Source organism: Flavobacterium sp. (genome assembly GCF_004295795.1).
Classification (GTDB): Bacteria; Bacteroidota; Bacteroidia; order Flavobacteriales; family Flavobacteriaceae; genus Flavobacterium.
The window spans coordinates 1-23,086 of record NZ_SEBR01000033.1 but is presented as its reverse complement, the minus strand read 5'-3'; the positions used below and the strand labels follow the sequence as shown (position 1 = coordinate 23,086).

General features: G+C 48.6%; 8 protein-coding genes. All 8 read right to left on the bottom strand.

Going from position 1 to position 23,086, the window contains the following annotated elements; translation table 11 throughout:
* Complete coding sequence (locus EOO49_RS18135) at positions 1–831, bottom strand: glycoside hydrolase family 16 protein (RefSeq protein WP_290848305.1); 831 nt, start codon at positions 829–831, stop codon at positions 1–3.
* Between the two features lie 26 nt (positions 832–857).
* A complete protein-coding gene (locus tag EOO49_RS18130) occupies positions 858–2,732 on the bottom strand; it encodes a glycosyl hydrolase family 16 (protein ID WP_290848303.1) in 1,875 nt (624 codons plus the stop codon).
* Positions 2,733–2,747: 15 nt separating this feature from the next.
* Positions 2,748–5,873 (bottom strand): glycosidase, encoded by a 3,126-nt coding sequence (locus tag EOO49_RS18125; protein ID WP_290848302.1) that lies wholly within the window; start codon positions 5,871–5,873, stop codon positions 2,748–2,750.
* Positions 5,874–6,204: 331 nt separating this feature from the next.
* A complete protein-coding gene (locus EOO49_RS18120) occupies positions 6,205–9,012 on the bottom strand; it encodes a triple tyrosine motif-containing protein (RefSeq protein WP_290848300.1) in 2,808 nt (935 codons plus the stop codon).
* A 225-nt stretch (positions 9,013–9,237) separates the two neighbouring features.
* Positions 9,238–11,307, bottom strand: coding sequence for a hypothetical protein (locus tag EOO49_RS18115; protein ID WP_290848298.1), 2,070 nt, complete (start codon positions 11,305–11,307; stop codon positions 9,238–9,240).
* Positions 11,308–11,379: 72 nt separating this feature from the next.
* Positions 11,380–16,116 carry a MopE-related protein gene (locus EOO49_RS18110; RefSeq protein WP_290848296.1) on the bottom strand — a complete coding sequence of 1,579 codons (4,737 nt, stop codon included), beginning with the start codon at positions 16,114–16,116 and terminating at the stop codon, positions 11,380–11,382.
* A gap of 208 nt (positions 16,117–16,324) precedes the next feature.
* Entirely contained in the window at positions 16,325–17,908 is a 1,584-nt protein-coding gene (locus EOO49_RS18105) for a T9SS type A sorting domain-containing protein (protein WP_290848294.1), read from the bottom strand.
* Between the two features lie 296 nt (positions 17,909–18,204).
* Positions 18,205–22,299, bottom strand: coding sequence for a T9SS type B sorting domain-containing protein (locus tag EOO49_RS18100; RefSeq protein WP_290848292.1), 4,095 nt, complete (start codon positions 22,297–22,299; stop codon positions 18,205–18,207).
* Between the last annotated feature and the right edge of the window lie 787 nt (positions 22,300–23,086).

Below are 23,086 nucleotides of genomic sequence, written 5' to 3'. Positions count from 1 at the left end.
TTATTGGTAGACTTTCACGTAGTCTACGATCATCTTTTGCGGGAAAGGCGTCTGGTCTGTCGGGAAACCTGCGAAAGTTCCGCCCACGGCGACGTTCAGCAACAAGTAAAAATCATGGTCGTAAACCCATTCTCCGGGAACGTCTGCTTTGGTGATTCTTTTGTACAGATAATCGTCACAATAGAAATCGATTTTCGATTCGGACCATTCGACTGCAAAAACGTGGTAATCGAGGTCGAATCGGCTGTTTTGCAGACCATAAGACGAAGTGATCGCGTTTCCGGCGTTGTAACCCGGACCGTGGATCGTTCCGTGGATCACATTCGGTTGTTGGCCGCGCATTTCCATGATGTCGATTTCGCCACATTGCGGCCATCCGACTTCGCCTACGTTGGCTCCGAGCATCCAAAATGCAGGCCAGATTCCGGGTCCATAAGGCGTTTTGAGGCGCGCTTCGAAGCGGCCGTAAGTCTGGGTGAACAAGTTTTGTGTTTTCAGACGTCCGGACGTGATTGAATTACCGTTCTTGATTGCCGTGATTACCAGATTCCCGTTTCCGTCCAAAGAGACGTTTTCAGGATTGTTGGTATACGTTTCGAGTTCCTGATTGCCCCAGCCGTTGTTGTTGCCAAGGTCATACGTCCATTTTGAAGCGTCGGGTAACGTGCCCGAATTTCCTTCGAATTCGTCGCTCCAAACCAGGTTCCATTTGCGTCCGCCGACGTCTTGTTTGTCGTCTTGGTTGCAACCCGAAAGCGAAAGGGAAACGATTGCCGCAAAGCTCAAGGCCAAGCGTTTGTTTCCGATATATACTTTTGAAAAATAGTTCATTTTACGTGTTTTTAGTTTTTAGCCGATTAGTTTCGGAACAAGATATTGTCGAGATAGATGTCGCCGTTCCCGTCAAATTTGATCTGGATCACGTTGGCGAGATTCACCGGAGCGAACGAAGTTAACGGAATATCGATGCTGTTCCATCCGGCAGTAGTCGGAACGGTAAGCGGAACCAATTTCTCGACCGGACCAGGACTGATCAGGTAAATGTTCAATGCGGTCGAGTTCGCCGAATAGTAGTCGAGGTGAAGGAAAGTACGTCCGGAAACATCTGTTGGAGTTCCCAATTGCAAACCTTGGTAGTTCAGTCCGCCGTATCTCAAGGTGTTGTTTCCTGCGATTGCCACTTGCGTTGTCTGTGTGTTTTGTCCCCAATTCGGATTCAGATCAGAACCCGCAATGTTCGTGTAAGCGTCGCTAAAAACCGAAGTCACGTTTGCCGCCGGATAATTCGGTGTTGGCGCGGCCGATGTCGGAACCGGAGAAATCACGCTTCCGTCGTTCACGAAATAAATGTTGTCGGCGTAGAAGTTGGTGATGTTCGCACCTTCGAGGATGATTTGTGCAAGGTGGGCGCGACTGGCCAATCCGGTAAAGTTCGCAAGCGGAATGTTCAGGCTGACCCAACCTTGTGCAACCAAAGTCGGAGCCGTGAAAGTGAGCGTGAAGTTCGTGTCGTTTCCGCCTCCAAAAGCGGCATCGGCACCAAGGTCAAGCAATCCGACCTTGAAGTTCGCGCCTGCCGGAAGCGCATTCGGAATATAGACATCCATACGCAAATGCGACATTCCCGACGCATCGACAGTTGGGCTCGAAAACTCGATCCCGACGAAATTGAAGTTCGTATAATTCAAAACGTTGTCGTTTTCGACAGTAAAGTCCGCCGATTGCGTCGTTTGGTAAGGCGCCCAATAGCCGTTGTAATAATTCACGGGAACATTTTGGTAAGTATCCGAAAAAATCGAAATGACGTTTGCCGGATTCGCCGTAGGAGTTGGCGCGTGCACGAAAGCTCCCGAAGAATTGATCGTAAGCGATCCCAAAGCGTCGACGCCTCCAACTTTGGCCGTAATTACAGCGGTTCCAGCGCCAACAGTCGTTACGATTCCTTGCTCGTTCACCGTTGCAACAGCTTCGTTCGAAGACGCGAAAGTGAAATAAGCCGGCGTAACGTTCACGCCTTGGTTGATTCCGTTTGGCATGTTGAACGCACAAACAAGTCCGTCGATTGTCGTGGTGACGCCCGCGTAAGAAGTCTGGACGAGATTTTCGCCGTTGAAGATCTTGGGTTGCTGCGGATTGATCGTTCCGAGTTTCTCGAATCTTACTTCATCGATCCAGAAGCTGTAACCTGCGCCATTTTCCGGACCTTCCGAAATAAAGAACATGCCTTTCTCGGCTGTCAGTTTTGCCGCGTCAGGAATTGGGATGATGTATTTTTTCCAGACGGTCGAAATCTGGAGTCCGGAAATCGAAGCCTGGTATTTGTTTTCCCCGAAGTCGTTTCCGAATCCGACCACATCGATAGTAGCCGAAATCGAGCTTTTCGCCCAAAAAGTCAACGCGTCATAACCCGAGAGATTGCGTCCGACGCTTGTGTAGAAAGAACCGCCCACATAAGCGCCCGCCGGATCGTTCACGTTGGGAACGTCGAAACGCATCGAAGCCGCCGAGTTGTTGTAGGCCACGTCGTTGTCGACCTGGAACGCGTCCACGACAGCGCCGCCGTAAGACGAAAAGTTCAATCCTGCGCTGAAAGTGTCAATAAAAACCTCTGGATTTCTCGAGAAAGAAGCTTCTTTCAAGTCGTCCGGATCGTTCTCACAGCCGAAGACCGCAAGCACAATCATCCAAAAGGACAATTGGTAGGCGAGTTGTGATTTAAAATTTGATTTCATAGTAGTTCAATTTTTTTAATTGCCGATGTTGATGTGAATGTAAGTCCTGATTTCCCACTCGTTTCCGTTCTTGAATCCGATGGCTGTCGGGTCTGGAACCCATTGTCCCGAAGCGTCGAGCACTTGTGTCGGGTTGTAACGAGGCGAATATTGGTCAAGCGCTCTCCAGGTGCCGCGTACGCCGATTCTCGTGCCAGGCAGGATGAACCAATCTGGTTTTCCGATTTCGGTAGAAAGATCGGCCATCAATTGAAGCGGGAAAGTAAGGTTATAATCGCGGTGGTAATCGTATGGACCCCAATCGTTGATTTTCACGAAAGATGCCAATTTGATCTGTTTGTAGATCACGCGCAAGTCCATTCCGTAACGGTGGATCATTCTTGCGTCGCTTCCGTTTGCCTGCGCATCACCTGCGTAAAGGTTGGCGATGAAGCCGAAATCCTTGCCCCATTTCGAGACGATTCTCGTGTTGACTTCGTATAGGTCTTTAGCCGGAGCCGCTCCGTCGAAGGCGAATGTCGTTCTTCCGTCAGGCAAGATCCCGATGGCGGCGTCCTGTGTCGTTGGCAAGTGTCTGAAAACAACTCCTGCGCTGACCGCGAATTTGGCGTCTTCCGTGCGGTCGTTTTCCCAGTTGTACATCCAGGTTCCCGGAGTTGGGTCGAAGGTCAGCAAAAGTTCTCCCGCGACTTGTTCTCTGTTGGCTCTTACGACAAATGGATCGTCGAGGATGTTTCTAGGTCGTCCCGGAGCCGCGACATTGGCGTCGATTGGGCCTTCGAGTGGTTTTTGGTACAAGAAGTTAGGTGCGATCTGGAATTTTCCGATGTTGTAAGTTGCTCCAGTCAGGAAGTTGTATTGGTTGCCGCTTCCGCTGTCTTTCAAACGCCATCCCGTGAAGGTTTGGGTGTAGTCTGTTCCGCCGTTTGCGACCAATCCCATTGCTGCGCCTTGTCCGTACCAGTTGAATTTTCCGCCTGTGTACGTGATTTTGGCTTTTCCGCCCCAAGTGTCTTTTGCCGAGATTTCTGCGTCAAAAACTTGTTCGTTCACGCCCGAACCTCTAACGACTTGGTAGTTTCTTCCGATAAGCGGCGAACCTGCCCAGATTCCGCCCAAGTCCATTCCGAACTTTCCGAATTTTCTGCTGACGGCCATTGTGAAACGTCGTGTTTTTGGCTGTGGAATCGCGAACGAACTTTCGGTATTCGTGTGTTGTTCCAAATCTTCATGAAAAACGCCGGTAAACGTGAATTTCTTGAACATTTTGGAGTATTTCAGCAAGATCGCTGGGTTCGCGCCCCACCAAAGTTGCGGTCCGAAGGCCATTTTGAGTCCGCTGAGCTGTTTTTTTCCTTCGACCTCGAAACCAAGTGGCGCAATACCGTTGTAAATGTCGATTTGCGGGCCGTAATTGGCTTCCGGATAAAGTCCGAAGAAATCACCTTCATAACCCCAGTGGTAATGTCCGGTTCTGTAAAATCCGTTGAGGTTGAAATAATTGTGGTTCCACTGATAGCTGGCGCTGTAAACCTGCACTCTGTTGTTCGAGTCAAGGCGCGTTTCCTGATTGTTGCGCTCGACAGTCACGGGACGTCCGCGGTTTTCATAGAAAATCTGGTCGATAGGATTCAACGCGACATTGCCCAAAATGTTGAATTCGACGTTGGCTTTCATGTTGGCCGATGGATTTCCTTCTACACCTACGTAAAAAGACTGCATGTGGTCGAAACCGAGTTGGTTCGGATATTCGGTAATGTTCGGATTCGGTTCGTCCGGAGTCGTGATAAGCGATCCGCCGGTGTTGAACGTCGTGAATTCGGCTCTGAGTTTGCTCAATCTGATCAATCCGCCAGATTTGCTTTCCAAAGCCGCTTTGTCGCCTCTTGCACGCAGCGTCGCATCCATGACCTGAATGTTTGCAAAGTAATTTTCGGCACTTTCAGATGACGTGTAAGGGTTGAATTTATGCGCATCTTTCAACACATAATAAGCCGCACGCGGAAACAGTTCGTACAAACCTTTCTCGTTCGTCGGGCCTTTCGCACAAATCCCGAACCATTCCTCGTTCATGTTGTTCTGGCCTTGCTCGTAATCGCGAACGTAGCCGCCGTTTGCCCATGACGCATTCGTGTCGTGAGAGTCAAGATCTGCAGTTTGTCCGTATTTCCACCAACCGTCGCTGAACTGGAACGTGAATCCGCCAAGAGCGTTTTGGGCTTTTCCTTGTCCGGCCGCGTTCTGGTAAATCTCTTTCCAGTTGTTCAGCAGATAATAAGCTTGCGAAGTCTGGTCTTCCTGATTCGTGATCGCATTGAACGCATCGGCCCCGAATTCTGCGAACAAAACCGGTTTTCCGTATTCTCTTTTCACTTTTTCGAACAAATCTCCAAAAGACATTCCGCGGTAAACGTTAGTCGCGAAAATGTCGAAAGACTGACATTCTTTGTTGATGATGTCCATGAACATCAAGTCGCCGTTACAGAATGCGATTGGATGAGAATTGTCGATCTGTTTCATCGAAACCGCGGCCTCGTTGAACAATTTGTACATCGCAACGGCTCTTTTCGTAGACGTTCTCTGCTCTACCGGAATGTTCTGTGTTTCGGCTCCGTCCCAAAAAAGGCCGTAGTTGTTCTCGTTTCCAAGCAAAAACAAAAGCAATCCTTTGGTGTCCTTGTATTCTGTAGCGAGTTTGTTGACTTCGCCCAAAAGGAATTTTCGCACTTGCGGATCTGAATATTCGGTATTCGGAATATAAGCGCCGTTCAAATCGACGCCGTAACGCCCAAACGAATGGTTCAACATTGTGTAGATTCCGTAGTTCGTGTAAACGTACTCGATCCATTTTTTCGGCATTCCGGCATAGACGCGAATCGTGTTCACGCCCATATTTTTTAGCAACGCCATTTCGCTGTCGAGCGCTTGTTTGATGAAATCATCGGGTTGGATCCAAAGGCTGTACGAATAGTTCGTGCCAATTGGATAATAATCCCAGTTCATTCCATTGATGATAAAATCTTTTCCGTCGACGACCAATTTCGTTCCCTGGCTTCCGTTTGCCACAACAACGCTGTTGCTCTGGGCGAAAACCGAAGGCGAAATCATCGCGATCAACACTAATAAAATTAGTTTTCTCATTTTAAATGTTCTTTGGTTGGTTAGGCTTGTGATTTTTTGCCGACGAGAATTACTGCTCATTAGCGATTATTTGGCTTGATTTTTTTGAGATTGATAAAAAACGCTATAAAAAATTTCTGATTGGCTAAAACTACATTTTTTGCAACACCCAAATCGAATCGGCCGATTAAAGAAACCATACAGAATCAGTTTTAACACAGATTTGCTCAGGACGTGTCATTTAACAACGTTTTAACAACGTCTGTTGTGGCGGTCAACACTTGATTTTAGGCGTTCTAAAAGTGGTTTTGTATGGTTGATGTATAGGCGAATGCAAATCGCTTATAGCGCGTCAAATCGACAGAATATATTCGACAACGCCCTTTTCGTGAGGCAAATCCATTTTTTTACGCAAACGATATCTCTTGACCTCGACACTTCGCACCGAAATGTTCAAAAGCGGTGCGATTTCCTTCGAGGAAAGGTTCAATCTCAAGTAAGCGCAAAGTCGCAAATCGTTTGGTGTGAGCGACGGATGAAGCAGTTTGATCTTCTTGAGGAAATCGTTGTCGGCGCTGTTGAAAGCTTCTTTGAAGATCGTCCACGAATCGTCGTCAGAAATACTTTTGTTGATTGTGTTAATTACAGATTTTATGCTCTTGTCTTCCTGATCGGAATTCGTGCGTTTCAAGTCGTCCTTGATCAAGGCAAGCAGTTCGTTCTTTTTCATCAGGCTCATCGTCGAGGCCGCGAGCTCGCGATTTTTGCTGTCGACGTCTATCGACAACTGCTCGTTCTTGAGTTTCATGAGTTGCTGTTCGTTCTCGAGTTCCTTGATTTCTAGCAGTAAATTGTTTTCCTCGATGAGTTTTTGTTCTTGTTTTCGGTAGTATTCCTTGTACGCTTTGTGGATGTAAACCGCGGCCAGAATCGCCAGAACCAGATAAATCATCAAAGCGATTCCAGTTGCGTACCAAGGCTTGCAGATCGTAAAACTATAGCTCGCCATGTTCTTCGGATTCGAATTGGCGATCTTCGCCCGAACTTTGAAAACGTAATCGCCTGGCGGCAAATTCTTGAAAGTCGCCGAGGTTTTCGCGCTCCAGTTGCTCCATTCCTCGGTTTGTCCTTCAAGCAAATACTGGTATTCGGTGTAGATGTATTTGTTGTATTCGGGAACCGTGTAATTCAGGATGATGTTGTTTTCGTCGTAAGAAAATTCGCCTCCATCCTTGACCGGGCAACTGATGAGTTTCTCGTCGAGTTTGTTGATCGTGACATTTGTGATCGAAACGACATTGCTCTTGAATCTCAAGTCGTTAAGGTTGATCGTGTAGTAACCGTCGGTTGTTCCGATAAGGAAAATCGAGTTCGACAAACGCGTCACGTTCTCATAACCAAGCATCGAACCTGTAAGCGAAAGCGGAATCGGGATCGTGTTCTTCTTGAGTTCGTTCCCAATCTTGCTCAGCGTGAAATAATGGATGTAATTCTTCGAAAACAACCACAATTTGTTTGAACTGTCGGCGATCAGTTTACCCGAAGTGTATTCGTCCTTTTCGAAAACCGAACTCAAAAGCTTGTCGTGCCTGAAGGTTTTACTGGCGTCGTCCAAAACGAAAATCCCTTCTTTGCTAGCGTAATAAATCGTTTTGTCGAATTTGATAAGACTTGCGTTTTTGCCTTTCTTCGGAATGGTCAACGTCGTCAAATTCGAGCAAGTCGTGTAATCGGCATCGAGGTGAAATCTGAAAACGCCTTTGTATTCGTGGCTGATGTAAACGTCCCTTGCGCTTGAAATCTCAAAGTGTTTGGCCGAATAATCGAACTTGGAGATCTTGTTTCGGAATTTCCATTGTCCGTTGAAATTTTCGAGAACCGAGATCCCGTAGTAATTTCCCTGTAAAAGCAAATTCGGTTGGCCCGGAATTTTGACGAATCCCCAAGTTCCGGAAGCCGAGAAAATGGGGGAAGCGTATCCGTCAGAAACGATAAAGGTCCCGGAATCGTGTCCGCAAAAAATCGTGCCTTGGTATTCGAAAAGCGACCAAACCTGGCCTTTGGTGTTTTTTACGAACTGGAACGGCTCGTTCGAATTGTAGGTTTTGTAGAAAAGTCCTTGGTTTGTTCCGATGTAAAGTTTTCCGTTTTGCAACAACGAAGCGTAAACCGTCCCGAGAAATCCGGTCTTGTCAGAATAACTGCGAATGGGCGATTGCAGGTTGATGCAGTTGATGCCGTTGTCGAGTCCGATCCACAGATTTTCGTCCACATCCTCAAAAACCGACAAGATCGTGTTGTTGCTCAAACCTTTGTCCTGAGTGATGTGATAGCGCAGTTTTCCGTTCGCCGACAAAATAAAAACGCCGTTGGAAATCGTTCCGATCGCGAATCCTTTGTCTGACAATTGCTGGCAACTGTAAACGCTGCTCATTGTCATCTCGCTGTCGATATCCGAAAGGAAAGGCGCGAAATTCCCGTTGATCAAAGTAAAAATCCCGTTGTTGGCCGTTTGCAGCAACAAACCGTCATCGGCCGAAAAAATCGCCACGATTTTGTTGTTCATGGCCACCGAATTGTTAGAGACGAGTTTGCCTTTTCCGTTCTCGATCTCATACAAGCCTTCGTTGGCGACTTGGTAATATATCGAATTGTTGGCCTGAAAAGATTTAAGAATGCTGTTCTTCGGACTGATTACCGAAAATTTCCCAGATTTCGTATCGTAAATGTGAATCTGGTCGAGCGACTGGAAAATGATCCATTGCTCATAAGCGAAAATGTTCCAGAATTGCTCGTCGTCAACGATCCGCTTTTTGATTTTTTGGCTTAATGATGTGTATTTCAGATGGTTGTTCGGTTCTCTCGTCCAATATCCGAATTCCATATAACAACCTGTGTAAATTCGATCGCCCACGACTTTGACCGACCTTATGATGGTTTCGTTTGGCGAAGGATAAAGCGTCCAAGCCGATCCGTTGAACTCGAGAAGCCCGTCGTTGTTGGCAAAAAACATAAACCGCTGGGAATCTTGCGAGATCATCCAGTTTTGGTTTCCGGCGTTGTAAGTGGCCGAATTGTATTTCACGATGGGCGCCAATTCCTGTCCGAAAAGGAAAACAGGAAAAAGCAAGAACCAAATGTGGGCGAATTTGATTTTCATTTTGCCAATAAGTTGTTGTTCAGTTTTTTGAGATACGGGTTCGGCCAAAAAGCGACCGATTGTTTGGAGGCGCAATATATCCAAGAAATCGATTTCGTACAATTATTCGCACGGGAATCGCCGTCGGTTTTTCGATTGTTGTGAATTGGCCGATAAAAACAAACCTTCGGTCTTTGAAAAACAGAAGGTTTGAAGGTAAAAATGGCTTGGTGTTTATCGTTTTCCTTATCGGATTTGTTGAATCTCGAACCTCGTTTTTCCAGTGTAACTGTCGAGTGCTGCTCCGGTGACGTAGTTTTCGGCAAAGATTTCCACGTATCCGCCCACGGCCAATTGCACGATGCAACTTACCGAACGCTCCACGTTTCCGTAAGCTTGGTGGTCGGTCGAATTCATTTGGTAATACGTTCCGTTCACGCTAACAGCGATCGAAAACAGGTTGTTGTTTGTAAGCGGAAACGTATGGTAAGTAGCTTCAATCCTGTAAAAACCAGCTTTTGTCGCCGTAAATCTTCCCGTGGCCGTATCGAATTCGTTTGCCGTATCGAACGCCTCGGTGTTGAAATTGACTTTTTGCCAACCCGTGTTCGTGAGGTTTTGGTTAGCCGATAAATTCGCGCGCACCAAAGAAAGCGAAGTCGCCGGATTCGTGACCCAACTCGTCGCGCCAGCGCCGTTCGTCTGCAAGATTTGTCCGGCAGTTCCTCTCACGTTTGGAAGCGCATAACCGTTCGCATTCGCCGGATTGTTCACTTGTAAAGTGCCGTTCACGCGCAAAATGTCGTTGTCGAATTCGCCGTAAACCAAAGCCGCGCTCGCACCCGCATTCGAGTTGTCGATATAGAGTTTGTTCGAGCCTGTTTCGGCCGCGCCCGCGTTACTTCCTATGGCCACGTTTCCGCTGCCTTGCGTGTTTGTCATCGCACCGTTTCCGATAATGACGTTGTTCGAGGTCGCGAAATTGCCTTTCAAAGTATTCGATCCGATGACGACGTTGCCCGAACCTTGTGAGTAAAGTCCGGCCTGAAAACCCATGAAAACGTTGTTGCTCGCAGCGCCAACGTTGAAACGTCCGGCTTCAAAACCAACATACGTGTTGTTGATTCCGCCTGCAAGTTCAAATCCTGCGCTGTTTCCGAACGCGGTGTTGTTGGCTCCAGTCGTATTGTTCATAGCCGAAGCTCCGACAGCGGTATTTCCCGTCGCCGTAAGATTTCCCTGAAGCGCGTTAAAGCCGACAGCAGTGTTTCCCGAACCTGAGTTGAAGAATAAAGCGTGCCAACCAATCGCGGTCGTATTGCTGAAACTTCCGCCAGTTCCGAATTCCGCTTCGTTGCCGATCGCGGTATTTCCAGAACCCGTATTTCGTCCCAACGCATAATTACCGATGGCGACATTCTCGTTTCCGGTTCCGTTGAGTTGCAAAGCTTGGTTTCCGACAGATGTGTTGCGGCTTCCGGAAGTCAAAGTCTGTCCAGATTGGAATCCGACCGACGTATTCGCCGTTCCGTTTGAATTTGTAAGCGATTGGAATCCGACGGCAGTGTTGTTGCTCGAGGTCGTATTTCTCGCCAAAGCCTGAAAACCTACGGCAGTTCCGTTGCTTCCGCTCGTGTTGAGGTTCAAAGCCTGAAATCCGACGGCAGTCGAAGCGCTTCCCGTATTCACGGCCAAGGCAGAATTTCCGACAGCGGTATTTTGGATTCCGGTCGTGTTGGCCGACAAAACCTGGTTTCCGAAAGCCACGTTGTCTGTGCCCGTACTCAAGGCCAAAGCGTTTGTTCCAAAGGCTGCATTGTTTGTGGCGACGCCGTTGGTTAGAGCGTTTACACCGAAACCTGTGCTTGTCGCCCCGATTTTTCCGGCGGCGGCGTTGTTTCGGCGAAAAGCCAAATCGACGTTATCGGTCGTCCCGACAAAATTCGTCGTGCCTGACAATCCCGAATTTCCCGTGATTGCCCAACCTGTCGTGCTTGCCGCTCCCAATCTTTCCCAAACCGTTCCGTTGAAAAAGTAGAATCCGACAGCTGTTACGTTTATTGTTGTTCCGGTTGCCGTTCCCGTCGAAATGTCGTTCACGTACAAAACCGTTGATGTTGGCGTTCCCGTCATGGTCTGGGCGCGCGATCTGGAAACTCTCGGAACCAGAAGTCCGTCGACGGTCGTTCCCGTCAAATTTGTGGCAGTGACATCAAGCGTTGCCGCCGGTGCCGTCGTTCCGACGCCAACTTGGGCGAATCCCGCGAGCGAGAAAAGCAAACCCATTGTCGTCATTATTTTTTTTGAGGTCGTCATTGTCTTGATTTTTAGAGAAAAGTAAAAACACCCCTCGATTAAGAGAGGTGTTTTTTAGTGATAACCCAAAATTTATCTCTTGATGACACGCATCGTTTTCACCGATGTGCCTTGTGCCAAAATGATGTTGTAAACTCCCGAAGGATAGCGTTCCCCGAACTGCTCGTTCTCGATTGCGTCGACTGCGAACTCACGGTTTTCAACCAATTTTCCAATCATGTCATAAACCTTGATCTGGACTTTTTCTTCTGATGAAGTCGTCATATCGAATGCAAAACTTTCATTGTAAGGGTTCGGATAAACCACGGCGCGGAAATCTGCGATAGGGTTTGTCGATTCTTCGCCTTTTTCGATCGTTCTCGATGCGCCCGGACCTGTGATCATGCAGTTTTCACTGAATGGCGACCAATATCCGGCAGTTTGTACCGAAACGCGAACCGCGTAAGTTGCGCCAGGCGTGAAATTCGGCACCTGGGCGAACGTAAACCAGTTTTGTGTGCGATCCAGATTCGATTGCGCGAAAGTCGACATGTTGGTGATCTCGAAACGGTAAGCCGTCGCGCGGTTCAAACTTGTCGTGGAAACATAAGTTCCGCTGGTAGCGACTGTTCCGCCGCAGTTTGTCAGCATTGGAATTGCCGGCGAACTCACGTTGCAAGGCGCTCCGTAACCTGACCAAGCTCCGTTTGAAGTCTTGATGGCAACTTCTACCTGGTATTGTGTTCCGTAGTTGAAACGCGTCAACATCGTAAGGGCGAACCAGTTGATCGGACGCTCCAGAACTTGTTGTACGTAATCTCCGCCTTCGGTAAGGTTCGTTACCCGGAAGCGATATTGCGTCACATTCGGCATACTTGTAGTAGCGATCAAAGTACTGATTGCCGGAAGCACGATTCCGCATTGTGATGGAGAAACCGCAACCGCGCCGCCTTGGGCAAGTACGGCCGGAGTCGAAACCAGACAAGCCGTTCCGTAGTAATTCAACCAGGAACCGTTGCGGCGAAGCATCACGCGAACCGAATAAGTCGAGGCGTAGTCGTAAACCGGCAACATCGTAAGGGCAAAGTTCGGTACGTTTCTGTCGATGGTCTGAACAGCGTTTGTGGCGACATTCGTAACCTCAAAGCGATATCCGTTGACCGGAGCACTGAAGCTCACCGCGCCAACAAGCGAGTTGATCGAGGCCAGAGTCGTTCCGCATTGGTTGGCCAAAACCTGAGAGTAGATCTGGCTTCCTTCGTCGATTGTTCCGTCGCAATCGTCGTCGATTCCGTTGTATGGAACTTCGGCAGCGCCAGGGTGAACGGCGGCCAAAGCATCGTTACAATCTGTGTTGTCCAAAACGTAGCCCGGCGTTGGTTCGCAAAGCGTCGTTGAGACTTCAGGATTACCGAATCCGTCAGCATCCGCGTCAGCGTAATACGTATAACAATCGTTGCTGAAATAGATGTTGTCAAGATAGATTTGCGTAGGAGAAGTCGCGTTTTGCTCGAACTTCAGGCCGTAAATGCTGCCCAAATTCGCTCCAGGGAAATTCGTCAAAGGAATGCGGATCGTATTCCAACCTGCATGCAGATTCGTAGCGTCAAACTGATGATCGCCGTTCGACAACAAATAGATGAACATGTGGGACGAAGCCAAACTTCCGCCAAGTGGCGCATTGAGGTAAACGTCCACGTTCAAATGACTCATTCCTTCAACACTGAAAAATGTTTCGTTCTGATCGACCAAACCAAGGAATCCGAAGTTGTCCAAACGCAAAGCTGTGTTGGTTCCGTTCGCGATTTCTGTCATTGTGGTCGCGCCAGTCCAAGCCGAACGCACGGCCGTAATGGCGTTCGCATATACTGAAGGCGTTCCCGTGTACATAGAAACGACTCTGTCAGCCGTCCTTGCGGCAGGAATTGGAGATGCGGTCGGAGCCGGATAAGCCACGTTTAAAGTAGCCGTGATGCTAGCCGTTCCATAACTTCCCGAAGCCGCTTGCGTAGCCGTGATCGTTGAAGTTCCAGGCGCTACGATATGAACCGTGTTTCCTGAAATCGTCGCGACGTTCGTGTTGCTGCTTGTGTAAGTGAAAGCGCCGTTGCTGTTTGAGGTTGGAGCTGTCAAAGTGAAATCCGGATCACCGAAATTCTTCGCCGGAATAGTGAAATCAGCCAAAGTTGGAGGCAAAGCAGTCGCCGGACGATAGAAATAGATGTTGTCCACAAAAACCGTTTTCCCGCCACCGTTCAAGCTTTCCAACTTCAAAAGGCTCACGCCGTTCAGGTTCAATCCGGCGTTGAGGTAAGTCGACATCGGAATGTTGATGCTGTTCCATTGGTTAGGAAGCAGCGTGAACTGGGCATTTCTGTCGCCGTTGTTTAGCAACCAAATGTTCATTCCTGTACAATCTTCCGAATAAACATCGAGGTGCAACATCGTCATGTTCGTCAAATTCGTCGGAGCGAAAGTCACGATCTCGATAAGGAAATTGCTCATTTTCTTAGTGTCGTTTCCTTGCAATTGCTCGTCTGTGGTCGATGCCTGATTTTGCCAAACCGGAGCAGATGAAGTCGCATAAGCGTTGCTGTACAAAGAAATCACGTCCCATTCGTTTCTGGCCGGAGGCGTTGGAGCGGGCGTAGTCAACGGCGGAACAGTCACCGTCAAAGTTGCCGTAGCGCTTGCGGAAGAATAAATTCCGTTTGCTGCCTGAGTCGCCGTGATGGTAGAAGTTCCGGCGCCCACGATCGTAACCGTGTTGCCCGAAATTGTCGCCACCGAAGTATTGCTGCTTGTGTAAGTGAAAGCTCCGGCGCTGTTGGACGTTGGCGCTGTCAAAGCGAAAGGCGCGTCGCCCAAAACGTGTGCGGCAACCGTGAAAGTGCCCAAAGTTGGAGGCGTGGCTGTGTCTTTGTAGAAGTAGAAGTTGTCAATGGCGAAAATCTGGTTGGTCACGACCGCGTTTCCGATCTTGAATTCTGCGTATTTGATTTCCCTGATTTGCGTAAGATCCAACCCTGGGAAAGTTGTCCCATTCACGTCAAGGTTCACGCTTGTCCATTGTCCTGGCGTAAGCGGAATCGTAACCGATGTCTCGAAAGTACCGCCGGTGGTCTTGATCAGGAACAATTGCATCGAGGTCATAGACGGAGAATAAATGTCAACGTGAAGTTTGTTGATGACACTCACATTGATGTCCTGACCGATTCTCGTGCCTTGGTAAGCAGCCGAATTCTGATACTGTTTCACAGCGTCGCCACCGTAAGAAGGCGTGGTCATGTTGGCTGGATGATTTCCGGCTTGTCCCCAATTCGGGTTGAAATCGGTTCCGGCGATATCTGCGTAAGCGCCCGCAAAAATAGAGATCACGTCATTGGCGTTTCTCGCAGGTTGCGTAGGAGCGGCAGGCGGCGGCGGAACATTCACGACAAAAGTCGCACTGGCCGTTCCCGAACCAAAACCTCCGGCAGCTGCTTGTGTCGCAGTGATTGTCGAATTTCCGGCTCCGGTGATCGTCACCATATTTCCCGAAATCGTCGCCACGTTCGTGTTGCTGCTTGTGTAAGTGAACGCTCCCGTGCTGTTGGAAGTTGGTGGCGTCAACGCAAAAGCGGCGTCTCCAAGGTTTTTCGCGGGAACGCTAAAAGTTCCCAAAGTTGGAGGATTTGAAGTTGCAGGTCTGTAGAAATAGACGTTCGTAATATACAAAGTCGTGTTGTTCGGATTGAAAGTCACCGGAACAATATATTTCAGATTCGCCAAATCAACGCCCGCGTAGTTGCTAAGCGGAATGTTGTAAGAGTTCCAAGTTCCCTGAGCTTTGTTGCCCGGAACTTCCAATTCTACGGCGCTTCCGTTTGCGGCTTCCAATTTGATCTTGAAAGAAGCGAAATCAGGCGACCAAACATCGATGTGCAAATGCGTCATTGCCGAAACATTCAGGTTTTGCGCGCCATTCGTGGAAATTCCGGAATAACTGTGGTTCGTGTATTTTTTTACGATGGAATTGTCTGCCAAAGTCACATCGCCCACGATCGTGCTTCCGCCGAAATCAAAGAATCCGACGCCAGCCTGATTGGTATAAGCCGATCCGTATTGTGACAAAACATCCCAAGGATTTCTCGCAGGCGGAGTCGCAGGTCCGGCCGTTGGAGTCGTCGCGGCAACAGTCACGACCAAAGAAGCGTTCGCAGTTGCCGAAGAATAGCTTGAAGTCGCGGCTTGTGTAGCCGTGATAGTCGAAGTTCCGCCGCCTACGACAGTTACCATGTTTCCGCTGATCGTTGCCACGGCAGTATTGCTGCTCGTGTAAGTGAAAGCGCCGGCGCTGTTTGAAGTTGGAGCGGTCAACGCGAAAGGTGCATCTCCAAGTTGTTTTGCAGGAACCGTAAAAGTACCCAAAGTCGGTGCTGGAAGTCCGCCGCTGCACGCGTTTCCTACCGTGTATGTGAATTGTTTCGTGATCGCGAATCCGCCGGCTGCCCATGCGAATTTAGCCGATACTTTGAAAGTCGCGCCGTTCGCCTGTCCGGTGAAGGTGCGTCGGAATACTTGAGAGCCGCCAACTTGCTGCATTTGCGTCTCTACAAAATTCGGATTTTCCGTGTGAGCATAAGCCACAAGTCCGGTAAGCGGACTCAAGACCTCGAACTCCACGATGACGTCTGTGCCAGAAGTCGTGAACAAATACCGGTATTCCGGCAGTCCGCCGCCTTGGGCAAGCTCTGTGGATGTGCCCGCGCATTGCGTGTTCTGGGCAAATCCGGTAATGTTTGCGGCCACGAGTAGCAGCAGGAACATTAGGTTCTTGATTGTTTTCATAAGGGTTAAAATTGGTTTGTTCAGTTAAATCTGCGGGCGTAGGTTTCCCGTCGTGATTTGGTATTTTCGTAACTGATTTCCAATGCTGCCAAGGGGCAAAAGCGGCAAAGAAGGTGGTGTTCTCCTAAAAACTAAATCGTTTTCGAGGAAAAGGAAAAAGAAACCCGACGGCCTAAAAAAAAGGACAGTCGGGTTTAGAAATTAAATATTAGTTCTTGACGAGTTTCACGGTTTTGCTGCCGTTTTCGGTCAACACGTTCGCGAAGTAAATTCCGTTAGACAAATCCGATGCATCGATAGCGACACTAAGGTCATTCGCCTTTACGGCTTTGATCTGTTTTCCGGTAACGTCGAACACACTTACAGCAGTGATAGTCTGCGTTGACGTAACGTTCCACTGGTTGTTGGTCGGGTTCGGATAAACCAAGAAAGTCGCCTTTGCAAAATCGCCAGTCTTAAGAACAGGTTGATTCACAGAGAAATAAATGTTGTCGAAATAAACGATTTGAGACACGAGGTTTGAAGTCGTTCCCAGTTTATACTGGAAGAAATTGGCCTTGTTGAACCCGATTCCGGTAAAGAAGGAAAGCGGAAGGCTCACACTTTGCCAAGAACCTTTCACAAGCGTTCCGTTGCTTCCGGCCGTTGTCAATTCGTAAACATATTCGTTTACCGCACCGTTGTTGTTTCCGATAAGGATGAATCTGATCTCGTTCGAATTCTGGTCGGCGAAATAATCGAAGTGCACCCACTGGTAAGCAGAAATATCGGTTACGGTCTGTCTGCCTTGGCCATATCCGGCAACGGCGAAATTCATCTTGATCGCTTCGTTCACGCCAGCTGTCGGATCCAAGTCTGGTTTCGAAGAGAAAGATCCGAAGTCATATTCAGGAACCCAATTGTTCGTGTAACCCGGAGTGTCGCTGTAAATGTTCAGAACTTCTGTATTCGGCGTTACATTCGTAGGCGATTGGTTAGGGAAAGTCGCTACGAAATTCACCGTGTAAGTCTTCGTCACGCTTCCGTTTTGAGAAGTCGCCAAAACCGTAGCCGATCCCGGAATGCCGGAAGCTTGGGTCGTAGTCGTAACTGTCGCGCCAGCATCTGTAGTCGTCGCCGAAGTGATTTGCGGAACTGCAGTCGTACCGACGACAAGTTCGTAAGTGTAAGTGTTCACCGAAGAAACAAATCCCGGAATTGTCGTGCCGTCGATTTTCAAATCGGCCAATGAAGCGTCAGAACCCGTAGGAGTCGCCGTTTTCCAGAAATAGACGTTGTCGAGGTAGATCGTAGATGGCGTTACACCAGCGGCTCCGTCGAACTTGATTTGGAAAACCGCATCCCAGGTCATTCCCGTGAAAGCGCTTTTCGGAAGGTTGACGCTGCTCCAGCCGCCTTGTACCAAGGGCACTTCTACCAAGACTTCAGATGCGCCTGTGCCGTTGTTGATTGGAGAAACTCTAAGATTCGTTGCAGTGGAAGTCCAAACGTCTATGTGCAAATACTCCATTCCGGATGCATTTTGCGTCGTCAATAAAGTTCCTTGATAGTTGAAGTTTGGATAGGCAAGTACGGTTCCGCCAGTTACAGCGAATGCCGGATTCACTTGGCCAAAACCTGTTTGTCCCCAATTCGGATCGTAATTCGTGGCCACACTCGTGAAAGTATCCCCATAAATCGAAATCACATCAACAGCTGCATTTGTAGGGGTAGGAGCGCCGGTTGTAGGTTGTGCATAAGCGAACCCAAAACCGAACACAGTTAATAATAGTAGAAAAGTAATTTTCTTCATATCACACATTTTTAGGAATTAATTTGTCGGATGCTAAAATAGAGAATAACATATTTAAACAATCTGTAATTGTAGGATAATAAAACTATACAGCCAAAAAATGCCGAATTCGCATATTTCACCGACAAACGGCTAAAAACAAGAGGTTAACGAAAGCTTCCGAATCAAGCGATAACAATGTTGTATGGTTGTTGTATAGGTTTTTGTATCTGATTTACGAACTATAACGATTTCAGAACGTGTTTCAAGGCCGCTGAGAACCTCGAAAAAGCGGCAATATGATGTGGTGGCGCAAATCAGCGTTTCAACGTGAAATGCGCTCTGAATGTTTTGGTTTTTCCAAGCTCCGAATAATCGATGGTAAACCAGTAATCGGTCGATGGCAATTGGCTTCCGTTGTAGGTTCCGTCCCAACCTGTTCCGTTCGTGCTGATCTGTTTGACAAGTTTTCCGTATCGGTCATAAATGAACACATCCGAACTCAAACCTTTGATATTCCAGGTGTCGTTGTAGCCGTCGCCATTCGGCGTGAAATATTTCGGATAATCGATGATCGAGAAAGTCGTCGTAAGATTCGTACAAGTTTCATCGATGACAGTAATCGTGTGCGTGCCCGCCGGAATGTCATTGAATGTATTTGAAGATTGGAAATTTTGGTTGTCAAGCTGATACAAAAACGGACCCGTTCCGCCAACAACCGTAACGGTCACCGAAGGATTGTCGCTAAAAGCCGCCGATTGCTGCAAAACCAAACTCTCGCCCTGAGACATTTCGCTCACGTTCGCACTCACCAAATTCGAAACGCAACCCGCGCTATTCGTGGCAATTACAGAATAGGTACCGATTTGCGTCGCATTGTAAGTACTTCCAAAAGCGCCCGGAATAGGATTGCTTCCAAAAAACCACTGGAAAGTATGAGTCGCGGCGCTCAAGTTCGTGTCCAAAGTATAAAACTGGCTCGCCGGCGGAGCGGCACTCGTGGTACAAATCACGCCATCGGCAATCGCGGGAATCGGCAAAGGATTCACCGTAACGACAATATTCACGGGACTTCCAGCACAACCGTTGTAAACCGGAATCACCGTGTAGGTCGCAGTCCCAACTGAGGTTCCGGTCAAAGTCAACGTATCTGTAATCGTATTTCCGGTGCCCGAATTCGCGCCCGAAGTCCCGTTTTGGCTCGCCGTCCAACTAAAAATCGTTCCCGCAACAGTAGACGATAAATTGATCGCAACCGAATCGCCATCGCAGTAACTCAAATTTCCGGTGAAAGTCGCGATCGGCGTAGGAGTAATGGTTATCGATGCCGAACCTGAAACCGCGAGATTGCAGCTCGTTCCGGCCAAAGCGACGTCAACCAATTGGTAAGTGGCGTTCGCCGACAAACCGCTCGTAACCAACGAAGCACTTCCGGATGCGTTGAGGTTGATAGTCTGATTACTTCCGCCATTTACGGTATAAGTCACAACCGAATTTGGTGTCCCGACAAAAGAAACCGTACTGGTTTGTCCCGAACAAATCGCCGTAGGATTCGCACTGATCGCAGCTTGCAACATCGGATAAGTCGAAACAGTAACCGACTGCGAAAGCGCATTGCTACAAGGATTGGCGCCAGCCGAAACAACATTCGTAAGCGTAAAAATCAACGCGGACGTAACATTCGGGACCACAACCGAAGCATTGCCCGTAGCATTCAGCGCAACCGTTTGATTTGCACCCGCGTTTATAGTGTAAGTGATTGTTGCATTGGCAGTTCCGGTGAAATTCACGGTTGCCGCGCTGCCGTAACAAACAGGAGAAAGGACCGAAACCGAAGCGGTAGGCAAACTATTTACCGCAACGGTCACGGCGCCATTCAAATTGGTCACGCAAGTAGTCAAAGTCGGCGAGGCGACGCTGACAAGCGAGTAAGTTGTATTCGAAGTCAGGCCGGAAGTCGTAAAACTAGCCGTTCCGGACGCATTCAGCGCAATGGTTTGGTTCGCGCCGCTGCCAACTTTGTAAGTAATCACGGCATTCGGCGTTCCCACAAAATTGATCGTGCTGTTCTGGTTGGCACAAATCGTCAAAGGATTCGCGTTGATCGAAGCAGTCGGCATAGGAACAGAATTGATCGTAATGGATTGCGAAAGGCTTTGCGCACAAACGCCGTTCAGTGTGGCTTGCACAAGATTTACGGTCGTGGCCGATGTGATATTCGGAATCGAGATACTGGCGTTGCCCGATGCATTCAAGGTAATATTCTGATTCGCGCCCGAATTCACCGAATAAGTCACGACAGCATTGGCCGTTCCGACAAAATTCACGGTTGCGGAACTTCCCGAACAAACGGCAGAAACCGACGAAATTGAAGCGGTCGCAACCTGATTCACGGTCACGGTCGCCGAAGCGGACAAAGTCGTAACGCAAGAATTCAAAACGGGAGAAACAATGCTTACAAGCTGGTAAGTCTGGTTAGAGTTCAAATTCGCGGCGGTCGTAAGCGTGGCCGAACCCGAAGCGTTCAACGTAATCGTCTGGTTCGCGCCCGCATTCAAAGTATAAGTCACCACGGCATTCGGCGTTCCGGTAAACGCAATTGTGCTGGTTTGGTTGGAACAGATTGTCGCCGGAGTCGCGCTTATCGAAGCAGTCGGCATCGGAACGGCTGTAATCGTGATAGCTTGTGAAAGCGTTTGCGGACAACTTCCTGCAAGACTGACGCTTACAAGGTTATAAGTAGCATCGGCAGTAAAACTCGGAATCGTGATTGCCGCATTTCCGGAACTTGTCAGCACAATCGTCTGGTTCGCACCCGAATTCACGTTGTAAGTCACGGTGGCATTGGCCGTTCCCGAGAAATTTATGGTAACCGCGCCTCCCGCGCAAACACTCGAAACGCTCGAAATCGAAGCTGTCGCGACGGGATTTACGGTAATTGTGACAAAGTCGTTTTTGGTTCGGATGCAAGTGCTTGAGTTCGCCGTTGCGACGCTTACTAATGTGTAGATCGTATTTGCGGTCAAAGCCGATGCAGTAATGCTGGCAATTCCGGATGCATTCAAGGTAATCGTCTGGTTCGGTCCGCTGTTTACAGTATAAGTCACCACAGCGTTCGGAGTTCCTGTGAAATTTATCGTAGCCGAATTTCCGCTACAGATCGAGGCGTTTCCGGAAATCGTCACATCGGGCAACGTCACTATCGTAAGCGAAACTGGCGTTCTGGGACTTGCGATGCAGTTCGAGGTCGAATCGTAGGTTTCGGCATAAAAAGTTCCGGCGGCCGTTGGCGTATAAGTCGCGCTGTTCGATTGCAGCAAAGTGCCACCCGAAGCCGCGCTGTACCAATTCACATTCGCGCCAGCATTTGCCGTAACCGACAAAGTGGGAATTGCGTCTCCGCTACAAATCGTCTGATCGCCATCGCTCGTCGCCGCAGTCGGAGTCGGCAAAAACGAAATCGTAAAAACATTGGAGACGCTGGCGCAGAAACTACTCGACAAATTCGCTGCATCCTGAGCCGCCCGAACGCGGTAAAAAGTCTGCGAAGTCAGGTTTGGCGTGGTGTAAGTCGCGTTAGTTGCTCCCGGAATATCTGTCCAGATTGTGTTGTCAAGACTCGATTGCCATTGGTAGAAATACGGAATCGCGCTCGCCGTCGAAGCATTGAGTTGCAAAGATGCAGGATTGCTGCAAGTGGAATACGCACTTCCCACAACCGATGGACTCGAAACCGTGGTCAGATCGCCGCAAGCGCTAAACGAAATGTCGTCTATGGCAAGGTCATTTCCGCAGCCGCCCAAACCGTTGTTCTTCATTTTCAAAACCACCGAAGTCTCGCTCGCCGTAGTGAAAACCAAAGCGAATTGTTGCCAGATTGGAGCGGGAGTTCCCATAATGTTTCCCGTATTTCCCGAGCCCAAAAGCACGGTCTCGGTTGCATTCCAAATCTCAAATCTCACATTTATGGGAATTTGTCCGGCTCCGCAGTAGTTGGTATTCGGGTTGTAGACGTTCATCAGCCAGGCCGAGAACTCAAAAGTCGTGTTGATGCACAATCCGGTGACGACTTTTCTATAAAAATCACCTGACGTCGTGGCGTTGGCGTTCATTAACAGCATTTTCCCGTTCGGGCCGTTCGTCACATCTGGCGTGTGATCAAGCGAATAATGCCATGTCGTGTACATGCTTGAATGGTAAAACAACGTGTATTGCCCGTCGTTTGGCGCGCCTGTCACGAACGGATAAGTCGTCGTTCCGGTAGGCAAGGCCGGTCCGTAAGTCGTTCCGTTTCCGAAATTCTCGAAGAAAATAGGTTCGCCTTTGCTTCCGGGACAAAATCCCAGTTGGGAAAATGCATTCGTCGAAAGCGAAAAAAGTAGAAGGGCGAAAAGCGATTTGGTCAGGTTCATTAAATCAAGTGGTATTTTGTCCGACCCAAACACGCAAATTCTGAAGATTGCGTACGCAAACGATAAAGGCGTTTTTGGAATCAGGGAAATGGCGTCGTTCACAACAATTCCATTCCTGATAAAAATAGTCGTAAAGCAATACCGTTTTCGAGATTTACTGATATAAAAACCATACAATCCGCAATTTTCGAGTATTGTAGTGTTACAGCCGTCTCCCTAGCAATCACGAGAGTTTCCGCAAAGTCAAAGTAGTGCGAAAACGCTGTTTGATGTGGTGTTGTAATGTTTCCGAAAACGTTGTAATGGCAAACAATTTGGTAAAAAGCGTCACATCGCGATCAAAAGCAATCATCGCTTCTTTTTCAGACGATAAGATAAAAAGTTACGAAGCAAGAATTTTCGAAGCCAAAAGTTTCCGGTGACGACGTTATGGAAACGATTCTGGCGACTAAACAAAAAAGGTGTTTCGGAGACACATTTTTCCAAAGCGAAGCGGAGGAAAAATGTCAATAAACACTTTCCGATTAGTCCGGCATTTGAGCGTTTTGGCGGGCACCTGACGTCTTGGAAATTCCCGCAAATGGAAGTTGTTTGAGCCACCCAAAAAGAAAGTCGTTTCGAGAAAAGGTTCCGGCGAGTTCTTTCATTTGCGGAATTTGCAAGGCTGTCAGGTCGCCAAAATCGGTCGTGCCGCGAGCCTTTTTGTTACTTTTGCGGCGAGGCAAAAGTAAGCCCCGCTGGCAGGCGACGAATCAAAATCAAAGCCTGCGGCAGCGCAGCTGCCGAA

Bases quoted from the DNA above. Each gene is read 5' to 3' on its own strand.
- EOO49_RS18135 (WP_290848305.1), bottom strand. From the start codon at position 831: ATGAACTATTTTTCAAAAGTATATATCGGAAACAAACGCTTGGCCTTG.
- EOO49_RS18100 (WP_290848292.1), bottom strand. From the start codon at position 22,299: ATGAACCTGACCAAATCGCTTTTCGCCCTTCTACTTTTTTCGCTTTCG.
- EOO49_RS18120 (WP_290848300.1), bottom strand. From the start codon at position 9,012: ATGAAAATCAAATTCGCCCACATTTGGTTCTTGCTTTTTCCTGTTTTC.
- EOO49_RS18115 (WP_290848298.1), bottom strand. From the start codon at position 11,307: ATGACGACCTCAAAAAAAATAATGACGACAATGGGTTTGCTTTTCTCG.
- EOO49_RS18130 (WP_290848303.1), bottom strand. From the start codon at position 2,732: ATGAAATCAAATTTTAAATCACAACTCGCCTACCAATTGTCCTTTTGG.
- EOO49_RS18125 (WP_290848302.1), bottom strand. From the start codon at position 5,873: ATGAGAAAACTAATTTTATTAGTGTTGATCGCGATGATTTCGCCTTCG.
- EOO49_RS18110 (WP_290848296.1), bottom strand. From the start codon at position 16,116: ATGAAAACAATCAAGAACCTAATGTTCCTGCTGCTACTCGTGGCCGCA.
- EOO49_RS18105 (WP_290848294.1), bottom strand. From the start codon at position 17,908: ATGAAGAAAATTACTTTTCTACTATTATTAACTGTGTTCGGTTTTGGG.